We start from the raw sequence: 26607 nt of genomic DNA on the forward strand, positions 1-26607 counted from the left end.
CGATGCTACGCGAGGGCCGCCTGGATCGCCGCACGTGCAGCGTCCAGTGCGTCAGCGAGCTTGCCGGGGTCGCGACCGCCGGCCTGGGCCATGCTGTCCTTGCCGCCGCCCCCGCCGCCGACGACCTGCGCGGCGACCTTGACGACGGCGCCCGCCTTCACCCCGCGGGCGATCGCCCCCGGGCCGGCCGCGACGACGAGCGCGACCTTGCCGTCGACGGCGCTGCCGAGGACCGCGACGCCGTCGTCGCCGAGCTTGCCGCGGACGTGGTCGGTCAGCTCGGCGAGGTCCTTGCCGCCGACGCCGTCGACGGACGCGGCCACCACGGCGATCCCGTCGGTGTCGGTGGCGGTCGCCGCCAGCCGGTCGACCGTCCCGGCGTCGGTCCCGCCGCCTGCCTTGGCGGCGGCCTTGGCCTTGGCCTGCAGCGCGGTGATGGCGTCGACGACACCCGCGGGCTGGGTGCGCAGGGCGGTCGCGGCGCCGGACAGGGCGGCGTCGTGCTCGCGCAGGAGCGTGACGGCGGCCGGGCCGGTGATCGCCTCGATGCGGCGGACGTTGGCGGCGCTCGAGCCCTCCGAGAGGATCTTCACGAGCCCGATCTCCGCCGTCGAGCGCACGTGCGTGCCGCCGCAGAGCTCGCGCGAGAACGAGCCGTCCCCCACCTCGACCATGCGCACGACGTCCCCGTACTTCTCGCCGAACAGCGCCATCGCCCCCAGCGCGCGTGCCTCGTCGAGCGTCGTGGACATCGAGCGCACCGGGTGGTTGCCCAGGACCCAGGCGTTGATCTGGTCCTCGACCTGGGCGCGCTCGGCGTCGGTCAGGCGCTGGGTGTGGTTGAAGTCGAAGCGCAGCTTGTCCGGGCCGACGTACGAGCCGGCCTGGCTGACGTGGTCGCCGAGGGTCTGGCGCAGCGCCGCGTGCAGCAGGTGCGTGGCAGTGTGGTTGGCGGCGATCGCGTGGCGGGCGGTGCGGTCGACGGTCGCGGTGACGCGCTCGCCCTCCTTGAGCGTGCCGGTGACGAGCTCCACCTCGAGCGCCTGGTCATCCCCCGCGCGCAGCACGTCGGCGACGCGGGCCTCGCAGTCGCCACCGTCGCAGGCGATGGTGCCGGCGTCCGAGACCTGGCCGCCGCCCTGCGCGTAGAACGGCGACTCGGCGAGCTTCACGAAGGTCTTGCCGTCCCGCTCGGTGACCGCGGCGACGGTGGTGTGCTGCTCGAGCGACTCGTAGCCGACGAACGTGGTCGGCTCGGTGCTGAGGCCGCGGACGAGGTCCGCGGTCCCGCCGACGCGCCCGCCCTTGCCGCCGACGCCGCCTGCGGACCGCAGCCGCTGCTCGTCCATCAGCGTCTTGAAGCCCGCCTCGTCGACCGTGACGCCGGCCTCCTCGGCGACCTCGATCGTCATCTCGACGGGGAAGCCGAAGGTGTCGTGCAGCTGGAACGCGGCGGCGGCGTCGAGCGTCCCCTTCGACAGGTGATCGGTCAGCAGCGCCATGCCCTGCTCGAGGGTGCGGCCGAAGCCCTCCTCCTCGGCCAGGACCCACTTCAGGATGCGGTCCTTCTCGGCGTGCAGCTCCGGGTACGCCGCGCCCATGGTGTCCAGGACGACGTCGACGTAGCGCGGCAGGAAGCTGCCGGTGATGCCGAGGCGGCGGCCGTGCTGGATCGCGCGGCGCATCAGGCGGCGCAGGACGTAGCCGCGGTCCTCGTTGGAGGGGACGACGCCGTCGGCGATCAGGAACGTCATGCCGCGGCTGTGGTCGGCGAGGATCCGCAGCGAGCGGTCCTCGGGCTCCGCGACGGTCGCCAGCTCGCGGCCGAGGGCGATCAGCGGCAGGAACTGGTCGGTGTCGAAGATCGTCTCGACGTCCTGCAGGATCACCGCCATCCGGTTCAGGCCCATACCGGTGTCGATGTTCTGGTTCGGGAGCGGCGTGAGCTGCTTCTGCTCGTCCTGGTCGAACTGCATGAAGACGAGGTTCCAGAACTCGAGGAAACGCTCGTTCTCTCCGCCCGGGAGGTCGTCCGGCTCGCCCCACTCCACGCCGCGGTCCAGGTAGAGCTCGCTGCACGGTCCGCAGGGCCCGGTCTCGCCCGACCACCAGAAGTTCTCGCTGGCCGGGCACAGGACGATGCGCTCGCGCGGGACGCCGACCGAGAGCCATGCCTCGATCGCCTCCTCGTCGGGGCCGATGCCCATGGCGGGGTCGCCCTCGAACACCGTCGCCCAGACGTCCTCGGGCTTGAACCCGAAGCCGTTGAGCGTCAGGTCCCAGGCGAACTCGACGGCGCCCTGCTTGAAGTAGTCGCCGATCGAGAAGTTGCCGAGCATCTCGAAGAACGTGAGGTGGCGCGCGGTGACGCCGACGTTGTCGATGTCCGGGGTGCGGAAGCACTTCTGGCAGCTGGTCAGGCGCGGGGCGGGCGGCGCCTCGAGCCCCATGAAGTAGGCCTTCAGCGGGTGCATTCCCGCGGTGGTCAGCAGGACCGACGGGTCGAACGCCGCGGGCACGAGCGACCCCGAGCGCTGGCGCTTGTGCGCGTGCTTCTCGAAGAAGGCCAGGAAGGTCTCGCGGATCTCGTCGGACGTCACCCCCTGATTGTCCCTCAGGTGGCGAACGGGTGCGTCGCGGCGCGTGGCCCTGCAGCGTGGTGCGCGCTGTGGTGGGCAGCGCCGACGAGCGCGGCCACCCCGGCGAGCATCGCCGCGGCCGCCCCCACCCCGAGTCCGGCCCGGGGGCTGACGTGCTGGCAGATGAACCCCAGCAGCGGGGCGCCGACCGGCGTGGAGCCCAGGAAGACGACGCCGTACAGGGCCATCACGCGGCCACGGAGCGCGGGCGGGGCGGCCAGCTGCAGCTGTGCGTTGACGGCGCTCGTGAAGGTGACGCTGCCGGCGCCGACGACCACCAGCGCGGCCAGGACGAGGTCCAGGGTCGGCGCGATAGCGGCCAGCCCGAGTGCCCCGCCGAAGACGATCGCCGACACGCTGATCAGGGCGGGTGACGTACGGCCACGGGCGCCGTTGACCAGGGCCCCGGCGATGGCTCCCGCCCCCATCGTCCCCATCAGCAGCGCGTAGGTGGAGGCGCTGCCGTGGAAGGTGTACTTCGCCAGCAGCGGCAGGACCGTCTGGAAGTTGTAGGCGAGCATGCTGACCGCGCCCATCAGCGCGAGCGGGATCCAGAGGTCGCGGTCGGCGCGAACGACCGCGATCGCCTCGCGGATCTGGCCGGGGGCGCGGCTGGCCGGCGGGGCGTCGTGGAGCTTGTCCGGGTCCATCCCGCGGAGCGCGAGGATCATGGCGCCGAACGAGAGCGCGTTGAGCGCGAAGCAGGCGGCGACGCCGCTCAGCGCGATCACCAGTGCCGCGGCGGCCGGCCCGGCGATGCGGGCGGTCTGCACGAGCACGCTGTTGAGCGAGACGGCGTTGACCACGCTGGCCGGGCCGACCATCTCGCTGATGAAGCTCTGCCGGGTCGGGTTGTCGATCGCGGTGACGAGGCCACGCATCAGGACGAGCGCGTAGACCATCCACAGCGTCACGACGCCGGTGACAGTGAGCGCGAACAGCGCCAGCGCGGGGATGATCATCAGCGTCTGGGTGACGATCAGCAGCCTGCGCTTGGGGAAGCGGTCGGCGAGGACCCCGCCCCAGGCGCCGAGTAGCAGGATCGGGAGGAACTGCAGCGCGGTCGACACGCCGAGCGCGACACCGGACGACGTCAGGCTCAGGACCAGCCACGCCTCGGCGACGGTCTGCATCCACGAGCCGCTGACCGAGACGACCTGGCCGCTGAAGAAGCGGCGGAAGTTGGGGATCTGCAGGGAGGCGACCGACTTGCGCAGGCCCGCGCTCATGGACGCTGCCCAAAGTCGGCCTCGAGGATCCGCTCGAGGATCGTGGCGGCCGCGTCGAGGGTCTGCTGGTCGGCCTCGCTCAGCTGCTCGAGCGCCTCGGCGAGATACTCGGTCTTGCGGACGCGGGACGCCTGCACGAGGGCGGCACCCGCGGGGCTGACGGCGATGCGGTGCGAGCGGCGGTCCTCGGGGTGGGCCTCGCGGACGACGAGGCCCTGCTCGGTGAGCTTCGCGATCAGCCGGGTCGCGGTCGGGCGCTGGACGCGCTCGCGGTCGGCGAGCTCGGACGGGGTCAGCGGGCCGTGGCAGTCGATGGTCGCGAGTGCGGCGCCGAGCGACGGCGACAGGCCGGAGTCAGCGCGTTGCCGTAGGCGCCGGGCGAGGCGCGTGGTGGCGAGCCGGACGCGGTCGGCGAGCTGGGTGTGGGTGACGGCGGGTGGTGGTGCGGTGCTGATGTTCGGCCTCGGTGCGACGGTGGTTAGCTCAGGTAGTTACCTGGCTGAACTACACCGTAGCAAGCCCTCGATGTGCCACCACGTGCGCCGGTGGCGGGTGGTGGCACATCGAGCGGCGCGGGCGGTCGTCAGTCGTCGGAGGTGTCGACGTCGTCCTCGAAGTCGCGGCGCTCGTCGTCGCCCGCGAAGTAGTCCGCGCCTGAGCCACCGGTGAGGATGTCGGCGCCGCTGTCGCCGAAGAGCTTGTCGTTCCCGGCCCCGCCGCTGAGCTTGTCGTCACCGTCCCCGCCGACGAGGTCGTCGGCGCCGGCGCCGCCGCTGATGGTGTCCGCGCCCGCATCGCCGAACAGCTTGTCCGGCCCGAGCGTGCCGGTGAGGACGTCGTTGCCGGGGCCGCCGATCAGGCGGGAACCCGTCAGCCTGTCGTTCCCGTCGCCGCCGAACATGTCGCACGGCTTGCGGGGCGGGGCGACGTACGGCGCGCTGAGGCGGTCATTGCCCGGGCCGCCGTCGGCGCAGGCCAGCGGCTGCGCGGCGGTGAAAGCACTGACGGGCAGCTGCGCGGTGAAGGTGTCGTCGCCGGCACCGGCGATGACCTGGATGCGCACGGAGCGCTTCGGCCCGGCCGCGCTGATGGTGAGGCTGTCGTTGCCGCGGTAGAGCTCCGCGTAGATCCCGACCGTCCCGCGGGCGGGGCAGCTGACCGAGCGGGCGCTGATCCGCCGGCACACGTCGCCCTTCCGGAGGTTGATCGTCGCGCCGCCGGTGACCGTGACGCTGGACGGCTTCACGGTGGCGGTCAGGCGATCGCCCTTGATGTTGTCCCCGTAGATCCGGATCAGGCCGCCCCGCGCCGTGTCCACGAGCGCCGGCGACGCGTGCGCCGCCTGGGTCCCCCAGCCCACGGCCACCGCCGTCATCGTCGCCGTCAGGACCGCGCGTCGCCGCATGGACGCGACCCTAGGCGGCCGCCGCGCGCCGATCCATCCGATGCGTCAAACGACTCAGGACGACGCGGGAGACGTCAGCGGCGGGCGATCGTTGCGTGGCCCGCCACGACGTCTCCGTCCATCAGCACCGCCAGCTGACCGGGCGCCGCCCCGGCGAAGGCGCCCGCAAGCACGAGCTCCCCCGCGTCCGGGTCCAGCCGCGCCGCGACCGGGGCGGCGTGCGAGCGCAGCCGCGCGGCGCGCACGCGGGACGCGTCCCCGTGGACCACGACGTCGTGAACCGGGATCCGGCGGACCGCCAGCGCCTCGCGCGGGCCTACCGTGACCGTGTTGGTGCGGACGTCGGTGCGCAGGACGTAGACCGGATCCCCCGTCCCGCCGGTCGTCAGCACCCCGCGGCGCTGGCCGACGGTGTAGGCGTGGGCACCGCGGTGCCGGCCGACGACCAGTCCGCCGTCGTCGACGATGTCCCCCGGCCGCTCGCGCAGGCCGCCGTGGCGGGCCAGGAACGCCTCGCGGCCGGTGCCGGCCAGGAAGCAGAGGTCCTGCGAGTCGGGCTTCTGCGCGACGGCGATCCCGGCGTCCTCGGCCAGCGCCCTGACGGCGGGCTTGTGCAGGTCGCCGAGCGGGAAGCGCAGCCGCCCCAGGCTGCTGGGCGCCAGGCGGGCGAGCATGTAGGACTGGTCCTTGGCCTCGTCGGCGGCGACCCGCAGCTGACCGTCCTCGGTGAGCCGCGCGTAGTGCCCGGTGACGAGCGTCGCGGCGCCGAGGCGGTCGGCGTAGTCGAGCATCGCGTCGAGGCGGACGTGCCCGTTGCAGCGCACGCAGGGGTTCGGGGTCAGCCCCTCGGCATGGGCGCTGAGCCACGGGTCCACGACGCCCGCGCGGAACTCGGCGCGCAGGTCGAGCGTCAGGTGCGGCAGCCCCATCCGGTGGGCGACGGCGCGGGCGCCGCGGACCGCGTCCGCCGAGCAGCAGCTCTTGCTGCCGTCGTGGTCCTCGTCGGCCCAGAGCTCGAGCGTGACGGTGCAGACCTCGTTCCCGGCCTGCTGCGCCAGCAGCGCGGCGACGGCCGAGTCGACGCCGCCGCTCATGGCGACGAGCGTGCGCGATGGGGCATCGCCGGCCGGCGCCGGGACGGCGGCACCGCGACGGACCGCGGCGCCGAGCGCGCGGTGCAGGGCGTCGGACGCCAGGTCGGCGGCGTGGAGCTTGCCGACGCTGAGCCCGCCGAGCTCGGCGGAGACCTCCCGCGTCCCCACCCGCGCGGCTTCGAGCACGGGCGCGCCGGTGACGAGCTCGACGACGGCCGAGCCCGCGGCGATGACCGCCCCGCAGCCCGACGCCTCGAAGCCGGCCTCGACGACGCGGTCGCCGCGGACCGTGACGGCGATGGTGACCAGGTCACCGCACGCCGCGCCCCCGGCGGCGCCGCTGCAGGCGCCGTCGGGCACGAACCCACGTCCACGCGGGTAGGTCAGGTGCTCCTCGAAGCGCTCGTCCGGCACAGGACGAGTGTAAGACGGGTGGCCGCTCAGCGGCCGGCGCGCACGTCGCCGACGAGCTGGTCGATCTCCCGGGTGGTCGTGAAGCCGACGATCGTCCGCGCGGTGCGCTTGCTGCCGATGACCAGCACGGTCGAGGACTGGCCGATCGTGACGTCCCGCGTGATCGCCTCGTAGCGGCCGACGCTCGACAGCGGCAGGATGTGGACGTCGACCTTGCCGCCGCGGCGGTCGATGCGCTTCACGGCGGCCCGCACGGCGCGGTCGTCCGAGGCGCGGGTGTCGGCGAAGGCGACGACGACGGTGTGGCCGCGGTCCAGGGGCGCCAGCAGCTTCTCCGAGGGGTCCTGCGGCGTCGTGGCGGTCGACGGGGTGGTGGTCGACGGCGTCGCGGGGGCGTTGGTCGACGGGGTCGCGGGCGCCTTCGTGCCGGGCGGCGTGTTGGCCGCGGCCGGGGTGCTGCTGGCCGGCGTGGAGGTCGTCCCGCCCGTCGCGGCCTGGGTGGCCGCGTTCGCGCCGGCGGACTTCGCGGCGGCGCCGTTGGCCTTCTCGACCGCGTTCCCGAGCCCGTTCACGCCGGGGGCGGTGCTGCCGGTCGTCGAGGCCGGGGCCGGCGCCACGGCGGCCGGGACGGGAGCCGAGCCGGCACCGTCGTCGTCCTTCGGCTTGAGCACGAGCAGGTACAGCGCCCCGAAGACCAGGAGGCCGACGAGCGCGATGCGGTACGGGAGCGAAAGCTGTTCCACGTGAGTTGAGTCGGCGGATGCGGGGCGGAACTTGAGCGTCCGCCCCCGGCGGAGTGGACGCCCCTGGCCGGCTGCTCAGGCGGCCGGCGGCGGCGCGATCGACTTCACGCCGAGTTCGCGCAGCTGGCCCGCGTCCACGGGCGCCGGTGCCCCGGTGAGCGGGTCGCCACCGGAAGCGGTCTTCGGGAACGCGATGACGTCGCGGATCGACTCCTTGCCGGCCAGGATCGCCACGATCCGGTCGATGCCCATCGCGATGCCGCCGTGCGGGGGCGCGCCGTAGCGCAGCGCGTCGAGCAGGAACCCGAACCGGGCCTCGGCCTCCGCGGCGTCCAGGCCGAGGACGTCGAAGACCTGCTGCTGGACCTCCGGGGTGTGGATGCGGATCGAGCCGCCGCCGATCTCGGTGCCGTCCAGCACGAGGTCGTACGCGCGCGAGCCGAGCGCCGCCACGTCGTCGAACGAGCCGCTGGGGGCCGTGAACGGGTGGTGGATCGCCGTGAAGCCGCTGTCGGTCGGCTCGAACATCGGCCAGTCGACGATCCACAGCGGATGGTGGACGTCGTCCGGGATCAGCTCGAAGCGCTCGGCGATCTCCAGGCGCAGCGCGCTGAGCGCCGCGGCGGCGACCGGCTCCTTGTCGGCGACGAACAGCAGCAGGTCGCCGTCCTGCGCCGCGAGGGCGGCGTTGACGCCGTCGATCTGCTCGCGGCTGAAGAACTTCGCGAGGTTGCCGACCCAGCCGGCGTCGCCCCCGACGACGATCGGCGCGGTGGCCTTGGCGCCGTGGATCCGGACGACCTCGTTGAGCCCCTCGAGCTCCGAACGCGAGAACTCGCGCGGTCCCGCGTTGAAGGCGCGAACCACGCCGCCGCCGGTGATCACGGACTCGAAGACCTTGAAGTCCGACCCGAGCAAGAGGTCGGACACGTCGCTGATGTGCAACTCGAAACGCGTGTCGGGCTTGTCGTTGCCGTACTTGAGCATCGCGTCGGCGTAGGACATCCGGGGCCACGGCGTGGCGGGGACGGGGAAGTCGGCCGCGGCGAAGACGGCGCTCATGACGTCCTCCATCACCGCGATGACGTCCTCCTCCTCGACGAACGACATCTCGATGTCGAGCTGTGTGAACTCCGGCTGACGGAACCCGCGCAGGTCCTCGTCGCGGAAGCAGCGGGCGATCTGGAAGTAGCGCTCGTAGCCGCCCATCATCAGCAGCTGCTTGAAGAGCTGCGGCGACTGCGGCAGGGCGTACCAGGCGCCCTGCTGCAGGCGCGAGGGGACGAGGAAATCGCGGGCGCCCTCGGGCGTGGAGCGCGTCAGGATCGGCGTCTCGACCTCGAGGAAGTCCTGGCGATCCAGCACGTCGCGCATCGTTTTCACGATGCGGTGGCGCAGCGCCATCGTCTGCTGCATGCCCTCGCGGCGCAGGTCCAGCGCGCGGTACTTCAGGCGGGTGTTCTCGTCGACGGGCGAGTCCTCGTCGATCGCGAACGGCGGCGTCTCGGACTCGGCCAGGACGTCCATCTGCGTGATCGCGAGCTCGATCGCGCCCGTCGGCAGGTTCGGGTTGACGTTGCCCGGCTCGCGGTCGACGACGTCGCCGAACGCCGACACGACGTGCTCGGAGCGCAGGCGCTCGGCCGCCGCGAAGGCGGGGCCGCTGGTGTCCGGGTGGAAGACGAGCTGGACGAGGCCGGAGCGGTCGCGCAGGTCGATGAAGATCAGGCCGCCGTGGTCGCGGCGGCGGTGGACCCAGCCGCTGACCCGGGCGGCCGAGCCGCTGCGGGACGCGTCAAGGTCACCGCACCAGGTGTCGCGGTAGGCGTTGGCGCTGGGTGCCTGCTGCATGTTGCTCATCCGGGGTGACGTCCCTTCAACGCACGGGCGATGACCGCGGTGGTGTCGGGCACCACCGTCTGCTCGCCCGTCTCGGTGTCCTTCAGGTGGATCGTGCCCGCTGCGTCGTCGACGACGGCGACAGCGGTGGCCTTCAGCCGGGCGGCCTGCTTGAGCGCGCCCTTGGTCGAGCGTCCGGCCAGCTCCTGCTGGACGGACAGCCCGGCGCGGCGGCCCTCGGACGCGAGCGCAAAGGCGGTGACGCCCTCGCCGGCGACGTAGAGGTCGCAGACGGCGACGCGGTGCGGTGCGGGCTCGGCGGCGAGCAGGATGCGCTCGACCCCGGCCGCCCAGCCGATGCCGGGCGTCGCGGGCCCGCCGAGCTGCTCGGCGAGGCCGTCGTAGCGGCCGCCGCCGCCGAGCGCGGAGGACAGCGCGTCCGTCTCGAACTCGAACAGCGTGCGCGTGTAGTAGTCCAGGCCGCGCACGAGCGTGGGGTCGATGACGTAGTCGATGCCGGCGGCGTCCAGGCGGGCGCGGACGGCGGCGAAGTGCTCGGCGTCGTCGGGGGCCAGCTCGTCGAGGAGCAGCGGCGCGTTCGCCATGACCTCGCGGGTGCCCGGGTCGTCCGCGTCGAACGCCCGGAGCGGGTTCAGGTCGATGCGGCCGACGACCTCGGCGCTGAGGCGATCCTCGTGGGTGCGTAGGTAGGCGACCAGACGCTCGCGATAGGCCGCGCGCGTCTCCGGCGTCCCGAGCGACCCGAGGCGGAGCTTCAGCGAGCCCGTCCCCACCTCGCTGAGGATCGCGTGCAGCAGCGTGATGAGCTCGGCGTCGACCGCGGGCCCTGCGGCGCCGATCGCCTCCGCGCCGACCTGCCAGAACTGGCGATAGCGGCCGGCCTGCGGCTTCTCGGCGCGGAAGAACGACTCCCAGTACCAGAGCTTCACCGGCTGCGGCAGCTTGTGCATGCCGTGCTCGAGGTAGGACCGGACGATCGGCGCCGTTCCCTCCGGACGCAGCGTGAGCGAGCGGCCGCCCTCGTCCTCGAAGGTGAACATCTCCTTCTGGACGATGTCGGTCGAGCCGCCGACCCCGCGGGAGAACAGCTCGGTGACCTCGAAGGCCGGGGTCTCGATGCGCTCGTAGCCGGCACCCTCGAGGATGCGGCGCGCGATCCGCTCGAGCGCCAGGCGCTCGGGGGCCTGGTCGGGCAGCACGTCGTGCGTGCCCTTCGAGGCCTGCAGCTTCGTCGCCACTATGCGGAGAGCGATGTGAGGAACGGGTTCGTCGCCCGCTCCTGCCCGAGGGTGGTCAGGCCCATGTGGCCCGGGTGGACGACGCTGTCGTCCGGGAAGCGGTCCATCAGCGTGCGGATCGACTCGAGCAGGACGGTCATGTCGCCGCCGGGCAGGTCGGTCCGGCCGACCGACTGCTGAAACAGGACGTCGCCGCTGAAGAGCGCGGGCGCGACGCTTTCGTCGTCCCCGATCTGGCGCGCCGCGTACGTGACGTGGCCGGGGCTGTGCCCGGGCGTGAAGACGACGTCGATGTCCAGGCCGCCGAGCTGCAGCTGCTCGCCGCCCTTCACGAGGACGTCGGCGTCGTAGCTCTCGAACGGCCCGAAGCCCGCGTACGGGACGTAGTCCATGACGTTCGCCAGGACCTGCTGCTCGAGCTCCGGGCAATAGACAGGCGCGCCCGTGGCCTTGGCCACCGGCGCCACCGCGCCGAGGTGGTCGAAGTGCGTGTGCGTGAGCAGGATCGCCTCGAGCGTCACGCCGGCGCGCTCGATCTCGGCGAGCAAGCGCGGCGCTTCCTCGCCCGGATCGATGATGATGGCCTTGTCGCCGCTGTCGGCGGCAACCAGAAAGCAGTTCTCCTGGACCGGGCCGACGGTGTACATGCCCACGCGCATCAGTCCCGACCACCCTTCTGCGGCTCGACGACCTTGCGCTTCTGCCGCCAGCGGTAGAGGAACAGGTCGGTGTAGTACCCGAGCGGGATGTAGAGCAGGAAGATGAACCCGGCGAGCGCGATCGTCTGCGCGAAGCTCTCCCGGAAGATCAGCATCAGGGCGATGACGAAGATGACCGTCGCGATGGCGGCGCGGTTCATCGAGCTGCGCCAGGTGGGCGGCCGGTTCAGGCGGTCCGCCCGGGCGAGGGCCGCCTGGGCGCGCTTGTCCGCGGTCTTCTCGGCGGCGGTGAGCGGTCGGCCGGTGCGGCCGCGCGTCTCGATCATGCCGGCGGCGTTGCCGCGGTGCTTGCTCTTGCGCTTGCGCTTGGTCTGAGCCATGGGGAGCTACAAGCCTACGACCTGGAGCGCCTCGGCCACGGTCCGCCGGTTCCGGACGGGGACGTCGGGCGGAAAGCCGTCGAACGCGGCCGCCGGGGCGAGGCCGACGAGCTCGGCCCCGGTCACCCGCGCGTGGCGCGCGACCGCTTGCACAGCGGTCGCCAGCGGGACGGCCAGGTGGTCCTCGACGTTCATGCTGACCTGCGCCACGCCGTCCCGCGCGGGCAGCGTCAGGCCGATCGCGCGCAGCCCCGGAAGGCCCTCCTCGCCGCCCTCCCGGATGAGCGCCGCGATGCGCTGCGCGTCCTGGAGGGTCGCGGGCGGCGCGAGCTCGACGTTGAACGCGACCAGCGGCGGCCGCGCGGCGACGAGCACCGCCCCGGCGGTCGGGTGCGGCTGCTGCGGGCCGAAGTCGGCGCGCAGGTCACCGGTGCTGAGCCGCTGGGCGAGGGTCAGCGGACCGCCCCGGCGCAGGTCGGCGCGCCGGCGGCCGTTCGCCAGGGCGCCGTAAAGCAGGACGGGCAGGCCGAGTCGCCCGAGCAGCTCTGCCGCCACGAGCGCCTCGGCGCACGCGGCACCGCGGCGTGCGTCGTCCAGGTGCACGAACGGCGCGACGTCGAGGGCACCGATGTGCGGGTGCGTGCCCGCGTGGCCGGTGATGTCGACGCGCTCGATGACCGCTGCTGCGCCTGCGGCGACCGCGTCCGCGAGGGCCCCGGCCGGGCCCGCGAGCGTGTGTACCGTGCGGTGGTGGTCGGGGTCGCTGTGCACGTCCAGCAGGTGCACCGGCCCGGTCGCGGCGCTGCCACCCGTGTATGCGGCGGCGATCGCGGCGATCACGGCGGCGTCGCGGCCCTCGGACACGTTGGGGATCGCCAGGAGCGTCGGAGCAGCCATCGCGGGGCTGATCTTCGCGCGTCGACGCTGCGCGCGTCGCCGCAGGTCGCCGAGTGGCGGGGACCGTGCGCGCCCACGCATGCATGCCATGCACCAGCGCACACGGTCCTCCGCCAACCGCGCGGCCACCGGGCGGCGCCGGAGGGTTGTCGTCTATCCTCCGCTGGCCCGTGGCTGGGTAGCTCAGCTGGTTAGAGCGCACGACTCATAATCGTGAGGTCGGGGGTTCGAGTCCCCCCCCAGCTACTCGCCGAAGCGTCGCGCCGGCCGCTGAGGTCGCGGGCCGCGGACTGCGGCAGATGACGCACCGCTTACCTGTACAGCGCGGGGTATCGTCGGCCCATGAAACGCACCGTGCTCATCGGGCTCCTCGCATTCGCTGCCGCCGCCATCTCTCCGCAGGCCGCGTCGGCCGCCGGATGTGCCGGCGACATCAGCGGCGTCGCGCAGGAGTTCCGCAAGGTCTACGTATCCGGCGGCGTCACGTGCGCCCAGGGCAAGAAGGTCGCCAAGTACTACTTCTCACGCCTGGGCAGCAATCCGAACCCGCGCAAGCCGCGCAAGACGCTGACCTACAGCTGCAAGCTGCAGAAGGAGCTGGTCTGCACGAAGGGCGGCAAGCGCATCACGACGAAGATCACCTCCGCGCCGCTCGACCGGCGCCGCTAGGGATACCGACGGCCACTACCGCCCGCGAGCATCCGCGGGCGGGGCGGCTTCAGGTCGCGCGCTTGGCGAGGGTCGCCTCGCGGGCGACGGCCTCCTCCAGGCGCCGGCCCGCGTCGGCCTTCAGGTCCTTGCGGTCGGCGCGCAGGTCGGGGTCGCCTGCAGAGACGGGAGTCGGCGAGGATCGCGCTCGGCGACGCTGCACATCAGCGGCAGGGGGGCGACGGGTGGACAGGTCGGTCGTTTTACGCACTCGGGCACCGTCGTCGCCGGACCTCAACCGGCCGTAAGCGATGTTCGCCGCCTGACTGCCCGCTCCCACACCGGAATCCGTCGTCACCCGCTGCGCCGGGCGAAGGTAGCCTGCGCCCATCCGCCCAGCTCCCGCCCTCGCCTGCCCGCCGAAGCCCTCATCGACGCGTAGCGGTCCACGGACCGCCACGGCCGCCGTCGCGGTGCTCGCCGTCGTCGTCGCCCTCACCGTGCTGCCCACGACGGACAGCGGCGCAGCGCTCGCTCCGGGCGACCACGGACGCGCGACCCGCGCTGCCCCGTCCGCCTGCCCGCCCGGCGTGCGGCCGGTTCAGCCGGCGTGGTCCAAGGGGCGCCGGATGACGGTCATCGTCGACTCCGTCCTGCTCAGCGGCGAATCCGCCCTGCGCGCCGCCATGCCCGGCTGGGTGATCAAGAAGCGCGGGCGGCCGGCGCTGATGATCCGCGTTGCCAACCGCGAGCTGCAGCCCATCAAGCGCGTGAACAGGCTCGTGGTCGTGGCCATCGGCTACAACACGCTCTGGCAGCGGGGACGGCAGCGGTACGGCTACTGGGCCGCGCGCTTCGACCGCGAGGCGGCGACGCTGCTGCGGACCCTGCGCGCCCGTGGCGCGGAGCAGATCGTCTGGGTGAACCTGCGCCAGCCCCGGCCGTCGACCGTCCCGCGCAGCTCGGTCGGCGACCTGAGCCAGTACTCGTGGTACTTCCCGTACACGAACGAGCGGCTGCGGGCCCTCGATCGCCGCAACGGCGACGTCGTCCTCGCCGACTGGCGGACCGCCGGCGACCGGCCCGGCGTCACCTACGACACGATCCACCTGAACAGCAGGGGCGGCAAGCTGATGGCGAAGACGATCAAGGGCACGATCACCGCCGAGGCCCGGCGCCAGGCGTGCGGTGCAGGCACTGCCGGCTGACCGGCCGAGGAAAGTTTCTAACGAGGGTGTCGATCCGGCGTCCGCTCGTTCGTCTTCCCCCTGAGATCACCCACCGAGGAGGACGACGATGAAGTACATGCTGCTGATCCACCAGGGCACCACCCCGTTGCCGGGGAGCGACGCCTGGGACGAGCTCTCCCAGGCCGAGCAGGGCGCCGTCTACGCGGCCTACCAGGCCGTCAACGAGACGCCGGGCTTCACGCCGGGCGTCCGGATGCACCCGCCGGAGCTCGCGACGACGGTCCGGGTCCAGGACGGCGCGGCGCTCACGACCGACGGCCCGTTCGCGGAGCTGAAGGAGGCGATCGGCGGCTACTGCTTCCTGGAGGCGGACGACCTCGACGCAGCGATCGCGCTCGCGGCGAAGATCCCCGCCGCGAGCATGGGCGGCGCGGTCGAGGTCCGGCCCATCATCGAGTCGTAGCCGCGCTGCCCGATGGATCCGGTCGCTGCCGAGCTCGAGCGCACGTTCCACGAGCAGTGGGGCCGGGTCCTCGCGTCCCTGATCGGGTACCTCGGCGACTTCGAGCTCGCCGAGGAGTCCGCGCAGGAAGCGTTCGCCGCCGCCGCCGAGCGCTGGCCGCGCGACGGGCTGCCGGCGAGCCCCGGTGCATGGCTGATCACGACGGCGCGCAACCGGGCCATCGACAGAATCCGCCGCGAGCGCACGCTCGCGGCGAAGCTGCGGCTGCTCGACGTCACCGAGGCGCAGGAGGACGCGATGGACAGGGACCGATTCCCCGACGAGCGCCTCGAGCTGGTCTTCACCTGCTGCCATCCGGCGCTGTCCGTCGAGGCGCAGGTCGCGCTGACGCTCCGCACGCTCGGCGGCCTGACCACGACCGACATCGCGCAGGCGTTCCTCGTACCCGAGGCGACGATGGCGCAGCGGCTGGTCCGCGCCAAGCGCAAGATCGCCGCGGCCGGCATCCCGTTCCGCGTCCCGGCGGACCACACGCTCCCCGACCGGCTGGCCGCGGTGCTCGCCGTCGTCTACCTCATCTTCAACGCGGGCTACGGGGCTCGGGCGGACCTCGCCGCCGAGGCCGTCCGCCTCGCGGAGGCGCTGGCGCTGCTGATGCCGGACGAGTCAGACGTCCACGGCCTGCTCGCCCTGATGCTGCTGCACGACGCCCGCCGCGCCGCCCGGGTCCGGGACGGCGACCTCGTCCTGCTCGAGGACCAGGACCGCACGCTCTGGGACGACGCGGGCATCGCGCGTGGACGAGCCGTCCTGGACCGTGCGCTCGCGCTGCGCGGCCGCGGGCAGTACGTGCTGCAGGCCGCCGTCGCCTCGCTCCACGCCGACGAACCCCGGGACTGGGGCCAGATCGCGGCGCTGCACGGCGAGCTCGCTCGCCTCACGGGGTCACCGGTGGCCGAGCTGAGCCGCGCCGTCGCCGTCGCCGAGGCCGACGGGCCGGCGGCCGGGCTGGCCATCGTCGACCGACTGGACCTGCCGACCTATCGCTACTTTCACGCCACCCGCGGCGAGCTGCTGCGCCGCCTGGGCCGGGACGCCGAGGCCCGGGCGGCACTGGAGCGCGCGCTCGAGCTCGCGACCGACGAGGCCGAGCAGCGCCTGCTGCAGCGGCGGCTGGCCGAGGTCCGGGGCCCGGCCGGCCCTGGCCCCGACCGCGGCCTCTCGTAAGATCGCCGTTCGATGACCGACGCGACCGATCAGGCAGACAGCGAGCCCGTCGTCGGCGACGACCGCGGGATCGACGCGGCCAACGTCCCTGTGGGCGGGCGCCGGCACCGGCTGCGGACGAACCCGGTCACCCGCCACCCGTACCGCATCGCCGTCTTCGTCCTCGGCCTGCTCTGCATCGCGACCGGCATCGCCCTGGCGGTCCTCCCCGGCCCCCTCACCATCCCCCCGGTGCTGCTCGGCCTGTGGATCTGGTCGTGGGAGTTCCGCTTCGCCCAGAAGTTCTTCGAGTCCTTCCAGGAGAAGGCACACGAGGCCTGGGCGCACGCCAAGCGCCGCCCCGTGACGTCCGCGATCGGGACGGGCTTCGGGCTGATCCTCGCGGGCGTGGCCATGTGGGCCGTGATCCACTACGACCTCGTCGCCGAGGCGCAGGACCGCATGGGGCTCTGAGCCGCAGGCGGCACGCGCCGACGCCGCAAAGTTCAGGGGGTCGTCCCCGTCGCGACCCCGGCCCGGCCGCGCGAGGCTGGTGGTGCTGCTCCCGGCACACCGCCAACCGACCAGATCCGGAGACTCCCCATGGCCACGCTGCTGTTCCTCGGCCCGTCCAACGACGGCGAGCGCGACACCTACGTCGTGAACGAGGACATCGACACCGTCGTGCAGTCGCTCACGAGCGACGCGCGCTTCGTCCGCTTCACCGACCCCGGGGACGGCGAGCCGGTGTGGTTCCGCGCGGACGCGATCCGCTACTTCTACGCCAACTGAAGCGCGCCGCCCGGGTCGTGGATGCGCCCCGGGCGAGCCGGCCGCCGGCCCGATACGTTGCACCGATGAGCACCGACGAGAGCACGATCCTCCTCGAGCGCCGCGACGACGGCGTGGCGACCATCACCCTCAACCGGCCCAAAGCGCTGAACGCGCTGAACCTCCAGGTCATGCGCGAGCTCGCTGCCGCCCTCGCCGAGCTGGAGGCCGACCCGGCGATCGGCTGTGTGCTGCTGACCGGGTCAGAGCGCGCGTTCGCCGCCGGCGCGGACATCAAGGAGATGGCGCAGGCGTCGTACATGGACATGTACATGCCCGACTGGTTCGCCGGCTGGGACGCGGTGGCGAACTTCCGCAAGCCCCTGGTCGCGGCCGTCGCGGGCTACGCGCTCGGCGGCGGCTGCGAGCTGGCGATGATGTGCGACGTCCTCATCGCGGCGGACACCGCGACGTTCGGCCAGCCGGAGATCACCCTCGGTGTCATGCCCGGCATGGGCGGGTCGCAGCGGCTGACGCGCGCCGTCGGCAAGGCGAAGGCGATGGACCTGATCCTCACCGGCCGCAACCTGAAGGCCGAGGAGGCCGAGCGCGCCGGGCTGATCTCGCGCATCGTCCCCGCCGACGACCTCGTCGACGAGGCGCTGAAGGTCGCCGCGAAGATCGCCGGCATGTCGACGCCGATCGCGATGATGGCCAAGGAGACCGTGAACCGCGCCTTCGAGGTCACGCTCGCCGAGGGCACCCGTTTCGAGCGGCGCGTCTTCCACGCGATGTTCGCGACGGCCGATCAGAAGGAGGGCATGGACGCCTTCGTGGGCAAGCGCAAGCCCGAATGGACCGGGAGCTGACCCGGCCCCCGGCTACGGGCTCGTGGCGTCCCAGACCACGAGCTCGTGGCACTCGGTGAGGGTCGGCGCCTCCCACTGACCCAGCATCCGCTCGAGCGCGTCGGCCGGGACGGGATGCTCGCGGTCGCGGTTGCGCCGGTCCAGGTCGGTCGCCGGCGCCTCCACGGCGACGATCGTCACGTGGGCGTCGTAGCTCGCGAACAGGTCGATGAGCTGGCGCCGCATCTGGGCGGAGAGGTTCGTCGCGTTCCAGACGAACGGCTCCCCGGCGCGCAGGTGGGTCCGCGCCAGCTCGCGCGCCTGCTGGATGATCTGACCCTGGGCGGCCTTGTCCGACCGGCGCGCGCCACGGGCACGACGTAGGTCGTCGAGGGAGACGACGGGCCGTCCGTCGCCGTGGCGGTGGATCCAGAGGTCCTTCCCCGCGCCGGGCAGGCCGGACAGCAGGACGACGCGACTGCGGGTGGTGTCGTGGGCGGCGTACGCGGGATCGCGGTCGCCGCGGCCGAAGAACGTGAAGCGGGCGTGCGCCGTCGCGAACGGGTAGGCCGTGTCCAGGCAGCCGAGATCCCGGCAGAGCTCGGCGAAGAGCTCGACGTTCGTCGCCATCGCGTCGCGGTCGGCGGCGATCCGGCCGAGGGCATCGGCCCGCGTGAGCAGGTACTGCGGTGCGGCACCCCCGCCCCACTCCAGGGCGATCGCGATCGCACGCCGCGTCGCCTCCGCCGCGGGCGCGTCGATCAGGAAGTGCGGGACCATGTGATGGCGGACGAGCGCACAGATGCGCTCGCGGGCCGCGGGGTCGACGCCGGCCTCCCAGAGCACGCGGCGGGCGATGATCGCGCCGCGCCGGGCGTGGCCGGGCGCGCGCCAGCGACCGTCCTCCAGGCGGGTGGTGGCCGGCTTGCCGACGTCGTGCAGCAGCGCCGCGAGCCAGAGCTCGTTGCGCGTCGCGGCCTCCAGGGCCTGCCAGCGCGCGTCGGCCAGCAGCTCGTCGGCGACCATCTGGGTGTGGCGCAGGACGTCCCCCTCGCCGTGGTGGTCGGCGCTCTGCTGGACGCCGGCCAGCGCGCCGAGCCAGGCGTGGTCCGAGCCGAGCGGCTCGAGCGGCGGGCAGGCGTCGCCGGGCTTCGGGGCAGGCGGCAGGGCCGCGCGATGAGCATGCGTGGTCATGACGCCAGTCCGTTCGACGGCACCCGGCCGTGCATCCAGTGCTGGTCGGTCTTCACGTGGTTCCGGCGCACCAGCTTGCCGACGGCCTCCTGGTGCTGACCGACCGCGAACGCGGCAGCCCAGCGGACGACGACGCCCTCGCGCTCCGGGCCGTACGCCGACGGCCCGTCGAGCAGCCCGAGGAGCGCGGACGCGTCGAACGTCCCGCGGTACAGCACGTGGACGAGATCCAGCTCGAGGTCCGCCGCCCAGCGCGCGGTGTCGCCCCAGCTCAGGCAGAGGTCGTGGTCGTCGTAGACCGCGAACAGCTGGAAGTACGACGGCAGCGCGTCGTACGCGATCGAGTGGACGCCGAAGGTGTTCTCGCCGCTGATCCGCCACCCGGCGGGCAGGCGGTGCCCGATCCGGCCGGCGAGCGCGGAGACCCAGGTACGGGTCGGGTGGTAGCCCGAGGACACCGAGCGCGCGTGGCAGCTGCCGTCTGCGTAGATCGTCGTGTTCTCGCCGTCGAGCTTCTCGGTGACGACGACCTCGCGACCGGTGAACGACGCGTGACCAGGATGCACATGGTCGCCGTCGGTCCCGCGGTTCGGGCTCTCTGGCAGGTGCCAGGTTCTGGGGTACTTCACGCGGCGCACGCCGGGGAGAGTACGACGGCCGATACGCGCTCGCGGCGCCGCGGCACGTCCCGGACGCGCGCGTCCGCGGCCGGCGACGACGAGCGGCGGCGGGGTTCGAGCCCCCGCCGCCGCCAGGTCACATCACGTCCTGCCCACGGTCAGCCGCCGACGGGGATCTTGGGGTTGACGCCCCAGAAGAAGAACGTGAAGCCTTCGTTGAGGACCATCGTCAGGACGAGTGCGACAACCATGCTTTTCGCGGTTGCTGCGCCGACGCCGACGGGTCCGCCCTTGGCTTTGAAGCCGTAGTACATGGCGGCGATCACGATCGACACCCACATGATCAGCGTCTTCACGTAACTGAAGATGATCGAGGTCAGATCGGTGAACGACCAGTGCACCGACTGCCACGTACCAGAACTGATCTCTCCGATCTGGCCGAGGATGACGAAGATCTCACCGAGGTAGAACGTCGCCAGGCCGATGATGAAAATCGGGGCCGAGACGAGGATGTTCGCCAGCAGGCGGGTGCCGATGAGGTACCGCATCGGGTTGATCCCCAGCGACTCCATCGCGTCGATCTCGTCGTTGATCCGCATCGACCCAAGCTCAGCCACGTAGCCGCAGCCGATCTTCGCGCCGACGAAGTAGGCGAACATGAACGGCGTCGCCTCACGAATCGGACACAACGCCGAGAACACGCCGGCGTAGCTCGATGCGCCGTAGCCGCGCAGGATGTACACCGACTCGTTGCCGCACGTCAGGCCGAACGTGAACTGCATCGCCAACAACACCAGCGCACTGCCCGTGATGAGCATCCCGAGCTGGCGCAGCATCTCGCTGAAGTAGCGGAGGCTGCCGGGGATCTCCACGAACGCCCGCCCGGCGAACTGGGCCATCTCACCAGCCTCGGTCAGGCTGTTCCTGACCGGCTCACTGAACCCCTTCGCCAACCGGCTCGACGCCTCGCTGCCGCCGGCACGCTGCCGACGGTACGGGGAGGTAACGGTAGAAGCTTCCATAGCTCTCAGCCCCTATCGCAACGTCGCCGTCTCAGGGAACGCCCCGAGCAGCAACGAGTTGAGCAAGTAGTTGTAGACGTAGATCAACGAAAACGCGACCACGACCGCCTGGTTGACCGCGCGACCCACACCCGCCGATCCGCCCTTGGCGTTCATCCCCTTGTAACAACAGACGATCGCGATGATGAACCCGAACGTCAGCACCTTCAGACCGTTGAACACGATCTCCGCAATCGTGAAGTTCGACCCGAACGTCGCCACAAACCCCGCCGCGGTCTCCTTCCACACCGTCATGTTCGCCACCATCTGCCCGACGATCGAGATCAGCGTGTTCCAGTAGTTGAACACCACCGTCATCAACCCCAGCGCCAGGAACCGCGGGACGATCAACGACTTGATCAGATCCGTACCCAGCACCGCGAGAGCGTCCAGCTCATCCCGGATCTTCCGGGCACCAAGATCAGAACAGATCGCGGTGCCGGCCACACCCGCCACGACCATGCCGTTGATCCACGTCGCCAGCTCCCGGATCGACGCCATGATCGCGAACGACCCCAAACGATCCGTCGTCGCCAAAGTCGCGATGATCGACCCACCCGTAATACCCGGGGCACCCCACGAGAACACCGCGGTGCAGAACATGCACGGAATGAACGCCCGCTTGACCACCAGCCACGACTGCTCGATGAACTCAGGCCCCCACGAATACGGCGGCGTGAACATCGACACGATCGTCTGACCGGTCAACATGATCATGCCGGCCAGCTGCTCCAGCCAGCCAAAGGGGCCATTGCCAAGCGTGGGCTTGGGAGCCGGACGAACGGGGCCTCCCTCAAGGCCTATACCGGGACCAGTAACTACCTCTTGCGTCGCCACAGGGCGCCTCCGCAATGTCGGTGTACGTTGATCCTCTCTCTGCCCGATAGCTTCGCACGCCCCCGGCCGGCGGATCACGCACGCGGAGCGGCCGGGCGCCATCCTGTCCGCGCGATGCCGGCAGCGCGGCGCAGAGCCGCTCGTGACGGGGTCAGCCCCAGGCGTCCGCGAGGTGGCTAATCTTGCGATCCAGGTACGGCCCGAGCGTCGTCGAGTACTCGCGCGTCAGGTGGTGCACGTCCTTGTAGACGAGCACGCCGCCGATGACCACGTCGCAGCGCTTGGGGTCGCACAGGTAGTTCGACATGTCCACGACCTGCGCCCGCGGCGGACCGATCTGCCGCGCCGCCCGCGCGGCCGGATCGTCCGCGATCGCCTTGCTGCGCGCCACGCTGCAGGCAGGCCCGGCCTCCTTGTCGTCCGCCGTCGCCGCGTCGACGCAGTCGAGCGTGTCGGTATGGACCTTCGGGGTGTCCCGCAGCACCACGATGTGCTTGATGTTCGGCGGCAGCGCCTCCCAGGCGGCCCGGTAGCCGTCGAGCTTCGCCTCGGCCATCGTCTTGCCCGCCGGCACCTCGACCTTCCCGCCCGTGATGTTGGAGAGGACGACGGTGTCCACCTGCGGGTTCTTGGCCAACATCCGCGGGACCTCGCGGTTCCACTGGATGCAGCGCGAGCGGGTCGGCTCGGGCAGGTCGTACGGCGCCCGCGAGAACGGGCAGCCCGTCCGCGTGATCGAGAGGCCGTGCCAGCCCTCCTTCTTCGCGACGACCTCCATGCCGGCGCGCCAGTGCGTCGCGTGGCTGTCCCCGATCAGCGCGAACGTCCGCTTCGCCTCGGCCGGCGGGACGCCGAACTCGCAGATGCTCACGCTGCTGACCTTCGTCTTGCGCGTGCAGGCGGGGTTCTCCTCGTTGCGCGCCTCCAGCGGGGACGGGACGACGGTGAGCCGCAGCGCCGGGTTGCGGCACGGCACACGCGGGTCCTGGGACGCCGCGCCGAAGCAGGGCGGGCGCTCGGCGATCGTCTCCTCCGTCTTCGCCTGGGCGTCCCGGAGCTTGTCCTCGACGTGGTCGGAGCCGGTGACGGCGATGCTGTAGACGCCCGCGGTGATGAAGAGCGCGAGGGCGAACGTCAGCACCGGCCGGGCCCGGCTGAGGGTCCGGTTCTGCCGGACGGGGTCCTCGATGTAGACCTTGCTGGCCCAGGCGAAGCCGACGCCGAGCACGAAGACGAGGGCCCGGATCGGGTCGGTGGTGTCGTGGCTCAGGACGTAGGGCGCCAGGACGAGCAGCGGCCAGTGCCAGAGGTAGAGCGAGTAGGAGATGTCGCCGAAGAACTGCACGGAGCGGACGCGGTAGCCCGCGCTCGGCGAGAGCAGGCCCGTGGGCGCCCCCGCCTGGATGATGGCGAGCGTCCCCAGGACCGGCAGCAGCGCGGTGTAGCTGGGGAACGGCGTGGAGTCGGTGTAGAGCAGCGCCGCGACCGCGATCGCGGCGATCCCCGCCCACGCCAGCGCGATCCGCGGGAGGGCGCGGCCACGGCCCGTCATCCCGACGAGCGCCAGCAGGCCGCCGGCGCCGAACTCCCACGCACGTGTCGGCGTGATGAAGTAGGCCTGCGCCGGGTCGCTCGCGGTCAGGACGACCGAGTAGATGAAGCTGACCGCGGTGACGCCGCCCAGGATCAGCAGGATCCGGCGGCGCCGGTAGATGCGGTGCCCGCGCCCGACGACCGTCGCGGCCAGGATCAGGATCGGCCAGACGAGGTAGAACTGCTCCTCGGCCGAGAGCGACCAGAAGTGCTGGACGGGCGACGGGGCGTCCTCGGCCCGCAGGTAGTCGACGCTCGTCGACGCCAGGTGCCAGTTCTGCACGTAGGTCGCGCTGGCGCGGATGTCGTCCAGGAACGACTGCCAGTGCACCTCGGGGACCACCGCGATCGTCGCGAGCCCGCAGAAGAACAGCGTCGTCAGCGACGCCGGCAGCAGGCGGCGGGCCCGACGGGCCCAGAAGCCGGCGAGCGAGACGCGCCCCTCCTTGTCGACCTCGCGCAGCAGGTGCCCGGTGATCAGGAACCCGGAGATGGCGAAGAAAACATCGACGCCGACGTAGCCGCCGCTCAGGACCGACGGCCACAGGTGGTAGACGACGACGAGCAGGACGGCGGCCGCGCGGAGCGCCTGGATCTCCGGGAGGACGGGGCCGGGCGCGGCCGGACCGGGACGCGGCGCCGGGGCGTCGGGCGCGAAAGTTGGCGGGGCAGGGCCACTCGCGGTGGCCGTGCCACCGAGGTGGAGCTCGCGCACGGGGGTCAAGTGTAGAACTGGCAGGGGTTTTTCCGCGTCAGCCTGCGCGGCGGGTGCCGGGCGGCTGTCGGTCATCACCCCCCTGCAACGCGCGCGAGCGCCAGAGGTTGCACGCCGTCGCGTGGCCCCTGACCGCCGGCGGTGCTACTTGATGCGCTTCTCGCAGTCGTTCGCGACCTTGGCCTTCTTGTTCGCCTGGACGGTGTCGTACCCGGGGCCGCAGTGGATCGTCGTGCTCTTCTTGGTGTACGAGATGATCTCGTCGTTGCCGGACCCGGCGTACACCACGTTCGGTCCCTTGCCGCGCAGGCGGATGACGTCGTCGCCCTCCTGGCCGAGGATGCGGTTGCGTCCGGTGCCGCCCTGCAGGTAGTCCGCGCCCGCGCCGCCCTCGATGCGGTTGCGCCCAGGGCCGCCGTACACGATGTCCTTGCCGCCGCCGGCGAAGAGCTGGTCGAGGTCGGAGCTCTTGTCGCCGTTCAGCAGGTTGCCCCAGAGGACGTCGTCCCCCTTGCCGGCGTGGATCGTGTCGGCGCCGTGGCTACCGAGGAGGTTGTCGTTGCGGTCCGTCCCGGTCTTCGAGCCACCGGTCTTCGGGGCGATCCACGTGATGCCGACGGAGGGGTGCTTCGGCGGCGCAGCGGCGGTGCGGATGGTCTCGCAGTTCTTGATGCCGCCCTCGCGCAGGAGCTGGTCGTCGGAGATACCGCCCGGCGCCGAGCGGCGGTCCATGACGATCACGTCGTTGCCCGGACCGCAGTCGACGCCCAGCACGCTGTGGCCGTCGTTGATGCGGATCAGGTCCTCGCCGGCGCCCCCGTACATGATGTCGCCGCCCGAGTCGGAGTACAGGATGTCGTTGCCGTTCCCGCCGTAGGTGACGTCGGGGCCGCTGCCGCCGTGCAGGATGTCGTCACCGTCCCCGCCGTTCAGCTTGTCCTCCGCGGGGCCGCCGTACAGGATGTCGTTCCCGCCGCCGCCCTTGAGGTCGTCGAGGCCGAACCCGCCGGACAGGACGTCGCGGCCGTCGCCCCCGCTGAGCAGGTCGCCGCCGGCGGCACCGTCGACCCAGTCGTCGCCGGCGTTGCCGTAGACCTTGTCCGGACCGGTCTCGCCGTAGAGCTGGTCGTTGCCGCCGAGGCCCTTCAGCGTGTCGACCCCGCCGAGGCCGTACAGGATGTCCGGGCCGCTGGTGCCGCGCAGGCTGTCGTGCGGCTGGCCGCCCTTGAGCGTGCGGAGGGAGTACGTGACCGGCAGCGGGGCGTTCGGCGGAATGGCGCTGTCCAGGTCGATGTCCGGCGCGACGATCGACGGCAGGCCGTTGTCGACCGGCGTCGTAGGGGTCGTCGGGGTGGTGGGCGTCGTCGGGACGGTGGGGATCGTCGGCGTCGTCGGCGTGGTCGGCTGGGTCGGCGTCGTCGGCGGGCAGAAGATGACCAGGAAGCAGCCGGACGCCTGCGCCTGGCTGGTCGCCGGGGCGATCCCGAGCGCGAGCCCGGCCGCTGCGGCGGCAGTCAGGAGGAGTCGAGGCGCCCGCGGCTTCATGCCGTCTGCATCGGCCGGTCCGAGCGCGCGCTTGACCCGTCGCCGCCGGATTCTCAGCTTTCGCGCGCCCGGTTGACCCACACGGCGCGGCGCAGGGCGTCGGCCCGGTCAGCGGCAGGCGATCTCGGCGGCGAGCCGCAGGGCCGCCTCGGCCTTCGCGGTCATCCGCGTGAGCCCGTAGGCGTCGAGGGTGGCGCGCGGCAGCTCGTCCTCGGTGAAGTTCGACGCGGTGAGGCGCTGCATCAGGGCGACGATCTCCGCCTGTGGCACCTCGTCCAGGGTGCGCGGGCCCAGCTCGCGCACGCGGACCGGCGGTGACCCCGCGGGGCGCAGCAGCTCGTCGTCCTCGCCCCCGGCAGCGGGCGCGGACTCGAGCTCGATCGCGCCCGCCTGGCGCAGCCGGTAGGCCGACCCCGACAGCGGCGCCCGCGCGATCGTCGTCAGCGCCTTCCCGCCGGCCGCCCGGTTGTAGAGGCGGTACGCCCGCGAGGCGAGGATCGGCCCCTCCTTCGCCACGATCTCCAGCAGCACCGGGCCGATGGCCTCGCGCCCGGCGGTGCGGGGGTCCGGTACGGCCCTCGCCTCCCACGGCGTGTACGGGGAGAGCGCGATGCCGCCGTCGGTCCGGACGGGCTCGGCGTCGGCCCACTCGGCGAGGGGCCAGCCCGCGATCGCGGCGGACGGCGTCTGGGGATCGGGCAGCGCGACGACCTCCACCAGGCCGAGGCGCGCGACCTGCTCGCGCTGGGCGTCGGCGCCCGGCCCGCTGACGATCACGCAGGCCACGGCGAGGCCGACGGCCCGCGCGGCCTCGACGGTCAGCAGCGCGTGGTTCGCGAGGTCCGGTCCCGCCGGCGCCAGCACGCAGACGACGGCACCGCGGGCCCGTGCGTCGTCGCGGACCGTCCCGTCCCCGGCCGTGCTGAGCAGCCCCGTCGCGGCGGCCGCGGTGGCCGTCCCGTCCAGGGCGCGTTCCAGGCCACGGACGAGGTCGCGGGCGTCGAGCCCGGCGGTGGTCGACACGACAAGGAGCTCCGGCATCGAATCGGAGGATAATCCGCCGCGATGCGCTCGATTTTCAGCTTCTACCGCGCCAACCCGGTGATCCTCGTGCTCGCCCTCGTGGTCGGGCTCGGCCTGAGCCTGCTCGTCAGCGTGGCGGGAAGCGACGGGATCCTCGGGCCGATCATCCTCGCGGTGGCGGTCGGGGTCATGATCGGCCTCGGCGTCGCGGCCGCTCGCGCACCGGATAGGGACGACGACGAGGACGAGCTGGACGACCTCGACTGACACACCGCCGCCCGCCTCTGGACGGATATGCGATTGCGGGCCGGGGTCGCGGCACCGAAGCAGGAAGC

General features: G+C 72.3%; 27 protein-coding genes, 1 tRNA gene and 1 pseudogene. 9 read left to right on the top strand and 20 right to left on the bottom strand.

The window, feature by feature from the left end; all coding sequences use genetic code 11:
• Positions 1-5: 5 nt before the first annotated feature.
• The 12 genes and pseudogenes from alaS to DSM112329_RS15690 form a co-directional block, all read right to left on the bottom strand.
• Positions 6-2600, bottom strand: coding sequence for an alanine--tRNA ligase (gene alaS, locus DSM112329_RS15635; RefSeq protein WP_354697484.1), 2595 nt, complete (start codon positions 2598-2600; stop codon positions 6-8).
• A gap of 14 nt (positions 2601-2614) precedes the next feature.
• Positions 2615-3868 carry an MFS transporter gene (locus DSM112329_RS15640; RefSeq protein ID WP_354697485.1) on the bottom strand — a complete coding sequence of 418 codons (1254 nt, stop codon included), beginning with the start codon at positions 3866-3868 and terminating at the stop codon, positions 2615-2617.
• Positions 3865-4005, bottom strand: a complete 141-nt coding sequence (locus DSM112329_RS15645) for a hypothetical protein (protein ID WP_354697486.1) — start codon at positions 4003-4005, stop codon at positions 3865-3867. Before DSM112329_RS15645 ends, DSM112329_RS15640 begins: the two co-directional genes overlap by 4 nt.
• A 21-nt stretch (positions 4006-4026) precedes the next feature.
• A pseudogene (locus tag DSM112329_RS15650) lies at positions 4027-4323 on the bottom strand (MarR family transcriptional regulator); the annotation flags it as partial.
• Positions 4324-4451: 128 nt separating this feature from the next.
• Positions 4452-5273: a hypothetical protein gene (locus DSM112329_RS15655; protein WP_354697487.1), complete on the bottom strand. Its 822-nt coding sequence runs from the start codon at positions 5271-5273 to the stop codon at positions 4452-4454.
• 74 nt (positions 5274-5347) lie between these two features.
• Positions 5348-6781, bottom strand: coding sequence for a tRNA 2-thiouridine(34) synthase MnmA (mnmA, locus tag DSM112329_RS15660; RefSeq protein WP_354697488.1), 1434 nt, complete (start codon positions 6779-6781; stop codon positions 5348-5350).
• Positions 6782-6807: 26 nt separating this feature from the next.
• Entirely contained in the window at positions 6808-7524 is a 717-nt protein-coding gene (locus DSM112329_RS15665) for a hypothetical protein (protein ID WP_354697489.1), read from the bottom strand.
• A gap of 75 nt (positions 7525-7599) precedes the next feature.
• Entirely contained in the window at positions 7600-9384 is a 1785-nt protein-coding gene (gene aspS, locus DSM112329_RS15670) for an aspartate--tRNA ligase (RefSeq protein ID WP_354697490.1), read from the bottom strand.
• On the bottom strand, positions 9381-10622 hold the full coding sequence (gene hisS, locus DSM112329_RS15675) for a histidine--tRNA ligase (RefSeq protein WP_354697491.1): 1242 nt from the start codon (positions 10620-10622) through the stop codon (positions 9381-9383). The genes aspS and hisS overlap by 4 nt, the downstream gene beginning before the upstream one ends.
• On the bottom strand, positions 10622-11281 hold the full coding sequence (locus DSM112329_RS15680; protein ID WP_354697492.1) for an MBL fold metallo-hydrolase: 660 nt from the start codon (positions 11279-11281) through the stop codon (positions 10622-10624). Before DSM112329_RS15680 ends, hisS begins: the two co-directional genes overlap by 1 nt.
• Positions 11281-11661 (bottom strand): hypothetical protein, encoded by a 381-nt coding sequence (locus DSM112329_RS15685; protein WP_354697493.1) that lies wholly within the window; start codon positions 11659-11661, stop codon positions 11281-11283. Before DSM112329_RS15685 ends, DSM112329_RS15680 begins: the two co-directional genes overlap by 1 nt.
• A gap of 6 nt (positions 11662-11667) precedes the next feature.
• Positions 11668-12558, bottom strand: coding sequence for a glutamate formiminotransferase (locus tag DSM112329_RS15690; protein WP_354697494.1), 891 nt, complete (start codon positions 12556-12558; stop codon positions 11668-11670).
• 172 nt (positions 12559-12730) lie between these two features.
• Here DSM112329_RS15690 and DSM112329_RS15695 point away from each other — a divergent pair.
• Together DSM112329_RS15695 and DSM112329_RS15700 are read left to right on the top strand one after the other, a co-directional pair.
• Positions 12731-12804: transfer RNA gene (locus DSM112329_RS15695), tRNA-Met, on the top strand.
• A gap of 96 nt (positions 12805-12900) precedes the next feature.
• Positions 12901-13227, top strand: a complete 327-nt coding sequence (locus DSM112329_RS15700; RefSeq protein WP_354697495.1) for a hypothetical protein — start codon at positions 12901-12903, stop codon at positions 13225-13227.
• A gap of 49 nt (positions 13228-13276) precedes the next feature.
• Here DSM112329_RS15700 and DSM112329_RS15705 read toward each other — a convergent pair whose 3' ends face one another.
• Positions 13277-13429, bottom strand: a complete 153-nt coding sequence (locus DSM112329_RS15705) for a hypothetical protein (protein ID WP_354697496.1) — start codon at positions 13427-13429, stop codon at positions 13277-13279.
• A 250-nt stretch (positions 13430-13679) separates the two neighbouring features.
• On the opposite strand from DSM112329_RS15705, the gene DSM112329_RS15710 reads away from it, so the two are divergent.
• The 6 genes from DSM112329_RS15710 (at position 13680) to DSM112329_RS15735 (ending at position 17705) form a co-directional block, all read left to right on the top strand.
• Entirely contained in the window at positions 13680-14414 is a 735-nt protein-coding gene (locus DSM112329_RS15710) for a hypothetical protein (RefSeq protein ID WP_354697497.1), read from the top strand.
• An 88-nt stretch (positions 14415-14502) separates the two neighbouring features.
• Positions 14503-14859 (top strand): YciI family protein, encoded by a 357-nt coding sequence (locus DSM112329_RS15715; RefSeq protein ID WP_354697498.1) that lies wholly within the window; start codon positions 14503-14505, stop codon positions 14857-14859.
• A gap of 12 nt (positions 14860-14871) precedes the next feature.
• On the top strand, positions 14872-16086 hold the full coding sequence (locus DSM112329_RS15720) for a sigma-70 family RNA polymerase sigma factor (RefSeq protein WP_354697499.1): 1215 nt from the start codon (positions 14872-14874) through the stop codon (positions 16084-16086).
• A gap of 12 nt (positions 16087-16098) precedes the next feature.
• Positions 16099-16539: a PGPGW domain-containing protein gene (locus DSM112329_RS15725; RefSeq protein ID WP_354697500.1), complete on the top strand. Its 441-nt coding sequence runs from the start codon at positions 16099-16101 to the stop codon at positions 16537-16539.
• A gap of 129 nt (positions 16540-16668) precedes the next feature.
• Positions 16669-16857: a hypothetical protein gene (locus DSM112329_RS15730; protein WP_354697501.1), complete on the top strand. Its 189-nt coding sequence runs from the start codon at positions 16669-16671 to the stop codon at positions 16855-16857.
• Positions 16858-16922: 65 nt separating this feature from the next.
• Positions 16923-17705 carry an enoyl-CoA hydratase gene (locus DSM112329_RS15735; protein ID WP_354697502.1) on the top strand — a complete coding sequence of 261 codons (783 nt, stop codon included), beginning with the start codon at positions 16923-16925 and terminating at the stop codon, positions 17703-17705.
• Positions 17706-17717: 12 nt separating this feature from the next.
• Here the strand turns inward: DSM112329_RS15735 and DSM112329_RS15740 are convergent, their stop codons facing one another.
• The 7 genes from DSM112329_RS15740 to DSM112329_RS15770 form a co-directional block, all read right to left on the bottom strand.
• The gene (locus tag DSM112329_RS15740) at positions 17718-18878 is read right to left on the bottom strand and encodes an AAA family ATPase (RefSeq protein ID WP_354697503.1); all 1161 of its coding nucleotides are present in this window, start codon (positions 18876-18878) and stop codon (positions 17718-17720) included.
• On the bottom strand, positions 18875-19516 hold the full coding sequence (locus DSM112329_RS15745; RefSeq protein ID WP_354697504.1) for an RNA ligase family protein: 642 nt from the start codon (positions 19514-19516) through the stop codon (positions 18875-18877). Before DSM112329_RS15745 ends, DSM112329_RS15740 begins: the two co-directional genes overlap by 4 nt.
• A 140-nt stretch (positions 19517-19656) precedes the next feature.
• Positions 19657-20520, bottom strand: coding sequence for an ABC transporter permease (locus DSM112329_RS15750; protein ID WP_354697505.1), 864 nt, complete (start codon positions 20518-20520; stop codon positions 19657-19659).
• 12 nt (positions 20521-20532) lie between these two features.
• Positions 20533-21396 carry an ABC transporter permease gene (locus tag DSM112329_RS15755; protein WP_354697506.1) on the bottom strand — a complete coding sequence of 288 codons (864 nt, stop codon included), beginning with the start codon at positions 21394-21396 and terminating at the stop codon, positions 20533-20535.
• 151 nt (positions 21397-21547) lie between these two features.
• Positions 21548-23704, bottom strand: a complete 2157-nt coding sequence (locus DSM112329_RS15760) for an acyltransferase family protein (protein ID WP_354697507.1) — start codon at positions 23702-23704, stop codon at positions 21548-21550.
• 144 nt (positions 23705-23848) lie between these two features.
• Positions 23849-25249: a calcium-binding protein gene (locus DSM112329_RS15765; RefSeq protein ID WP_354697508.1), complete on the bottom strand. Its 1401-nt coding sequence runs from the start codon at positions 25247-25249 to the stop codon at positions 23849-23851.
• Between the two features lie 108 nt (positions 25250-25357).
• Positions 25358-26290 carry a hypothetical protein gene (locus DSM112329_RS15770; RefSeq protein ID WP_354697509.1) on the bottom strand — a complete coding sequence of 311 codons (933 nt, stop codon included), beginning with the start codon at positions 26288-26290 and terminating at the stop codon, positions 25358-25360.
• A 24-nt stretch (positions 26291-26314) separates the two neighbouring features.
• On the opposite strand from DSM112329_RS15770, the gene DSM112329_RS15775 reads away from it, so the two are divergent.
• The gene (locus DSM112329_RS15775; protein WP_354697510.1) at positions 26315-26539 is read left to right on the top strand and encodes a hypothetical protein; all 225 of its coding nucleotides are present in this window, start codon (positions 26315-26317) and stop codon (positions 26537-26539) included.
• Positions 26540-26607: the final 68 nt, after the last annotated feature.

The sequence above is a fragment of the Paraconexibacter sp. AEG42_29 genome (assembly GCF_040581415.1).
GTDB lineage: Bacteria > Actinomycetota > Thermoleophilia > Solirubrobacterales > Solirubrobacteraceae > Paraconexibacter.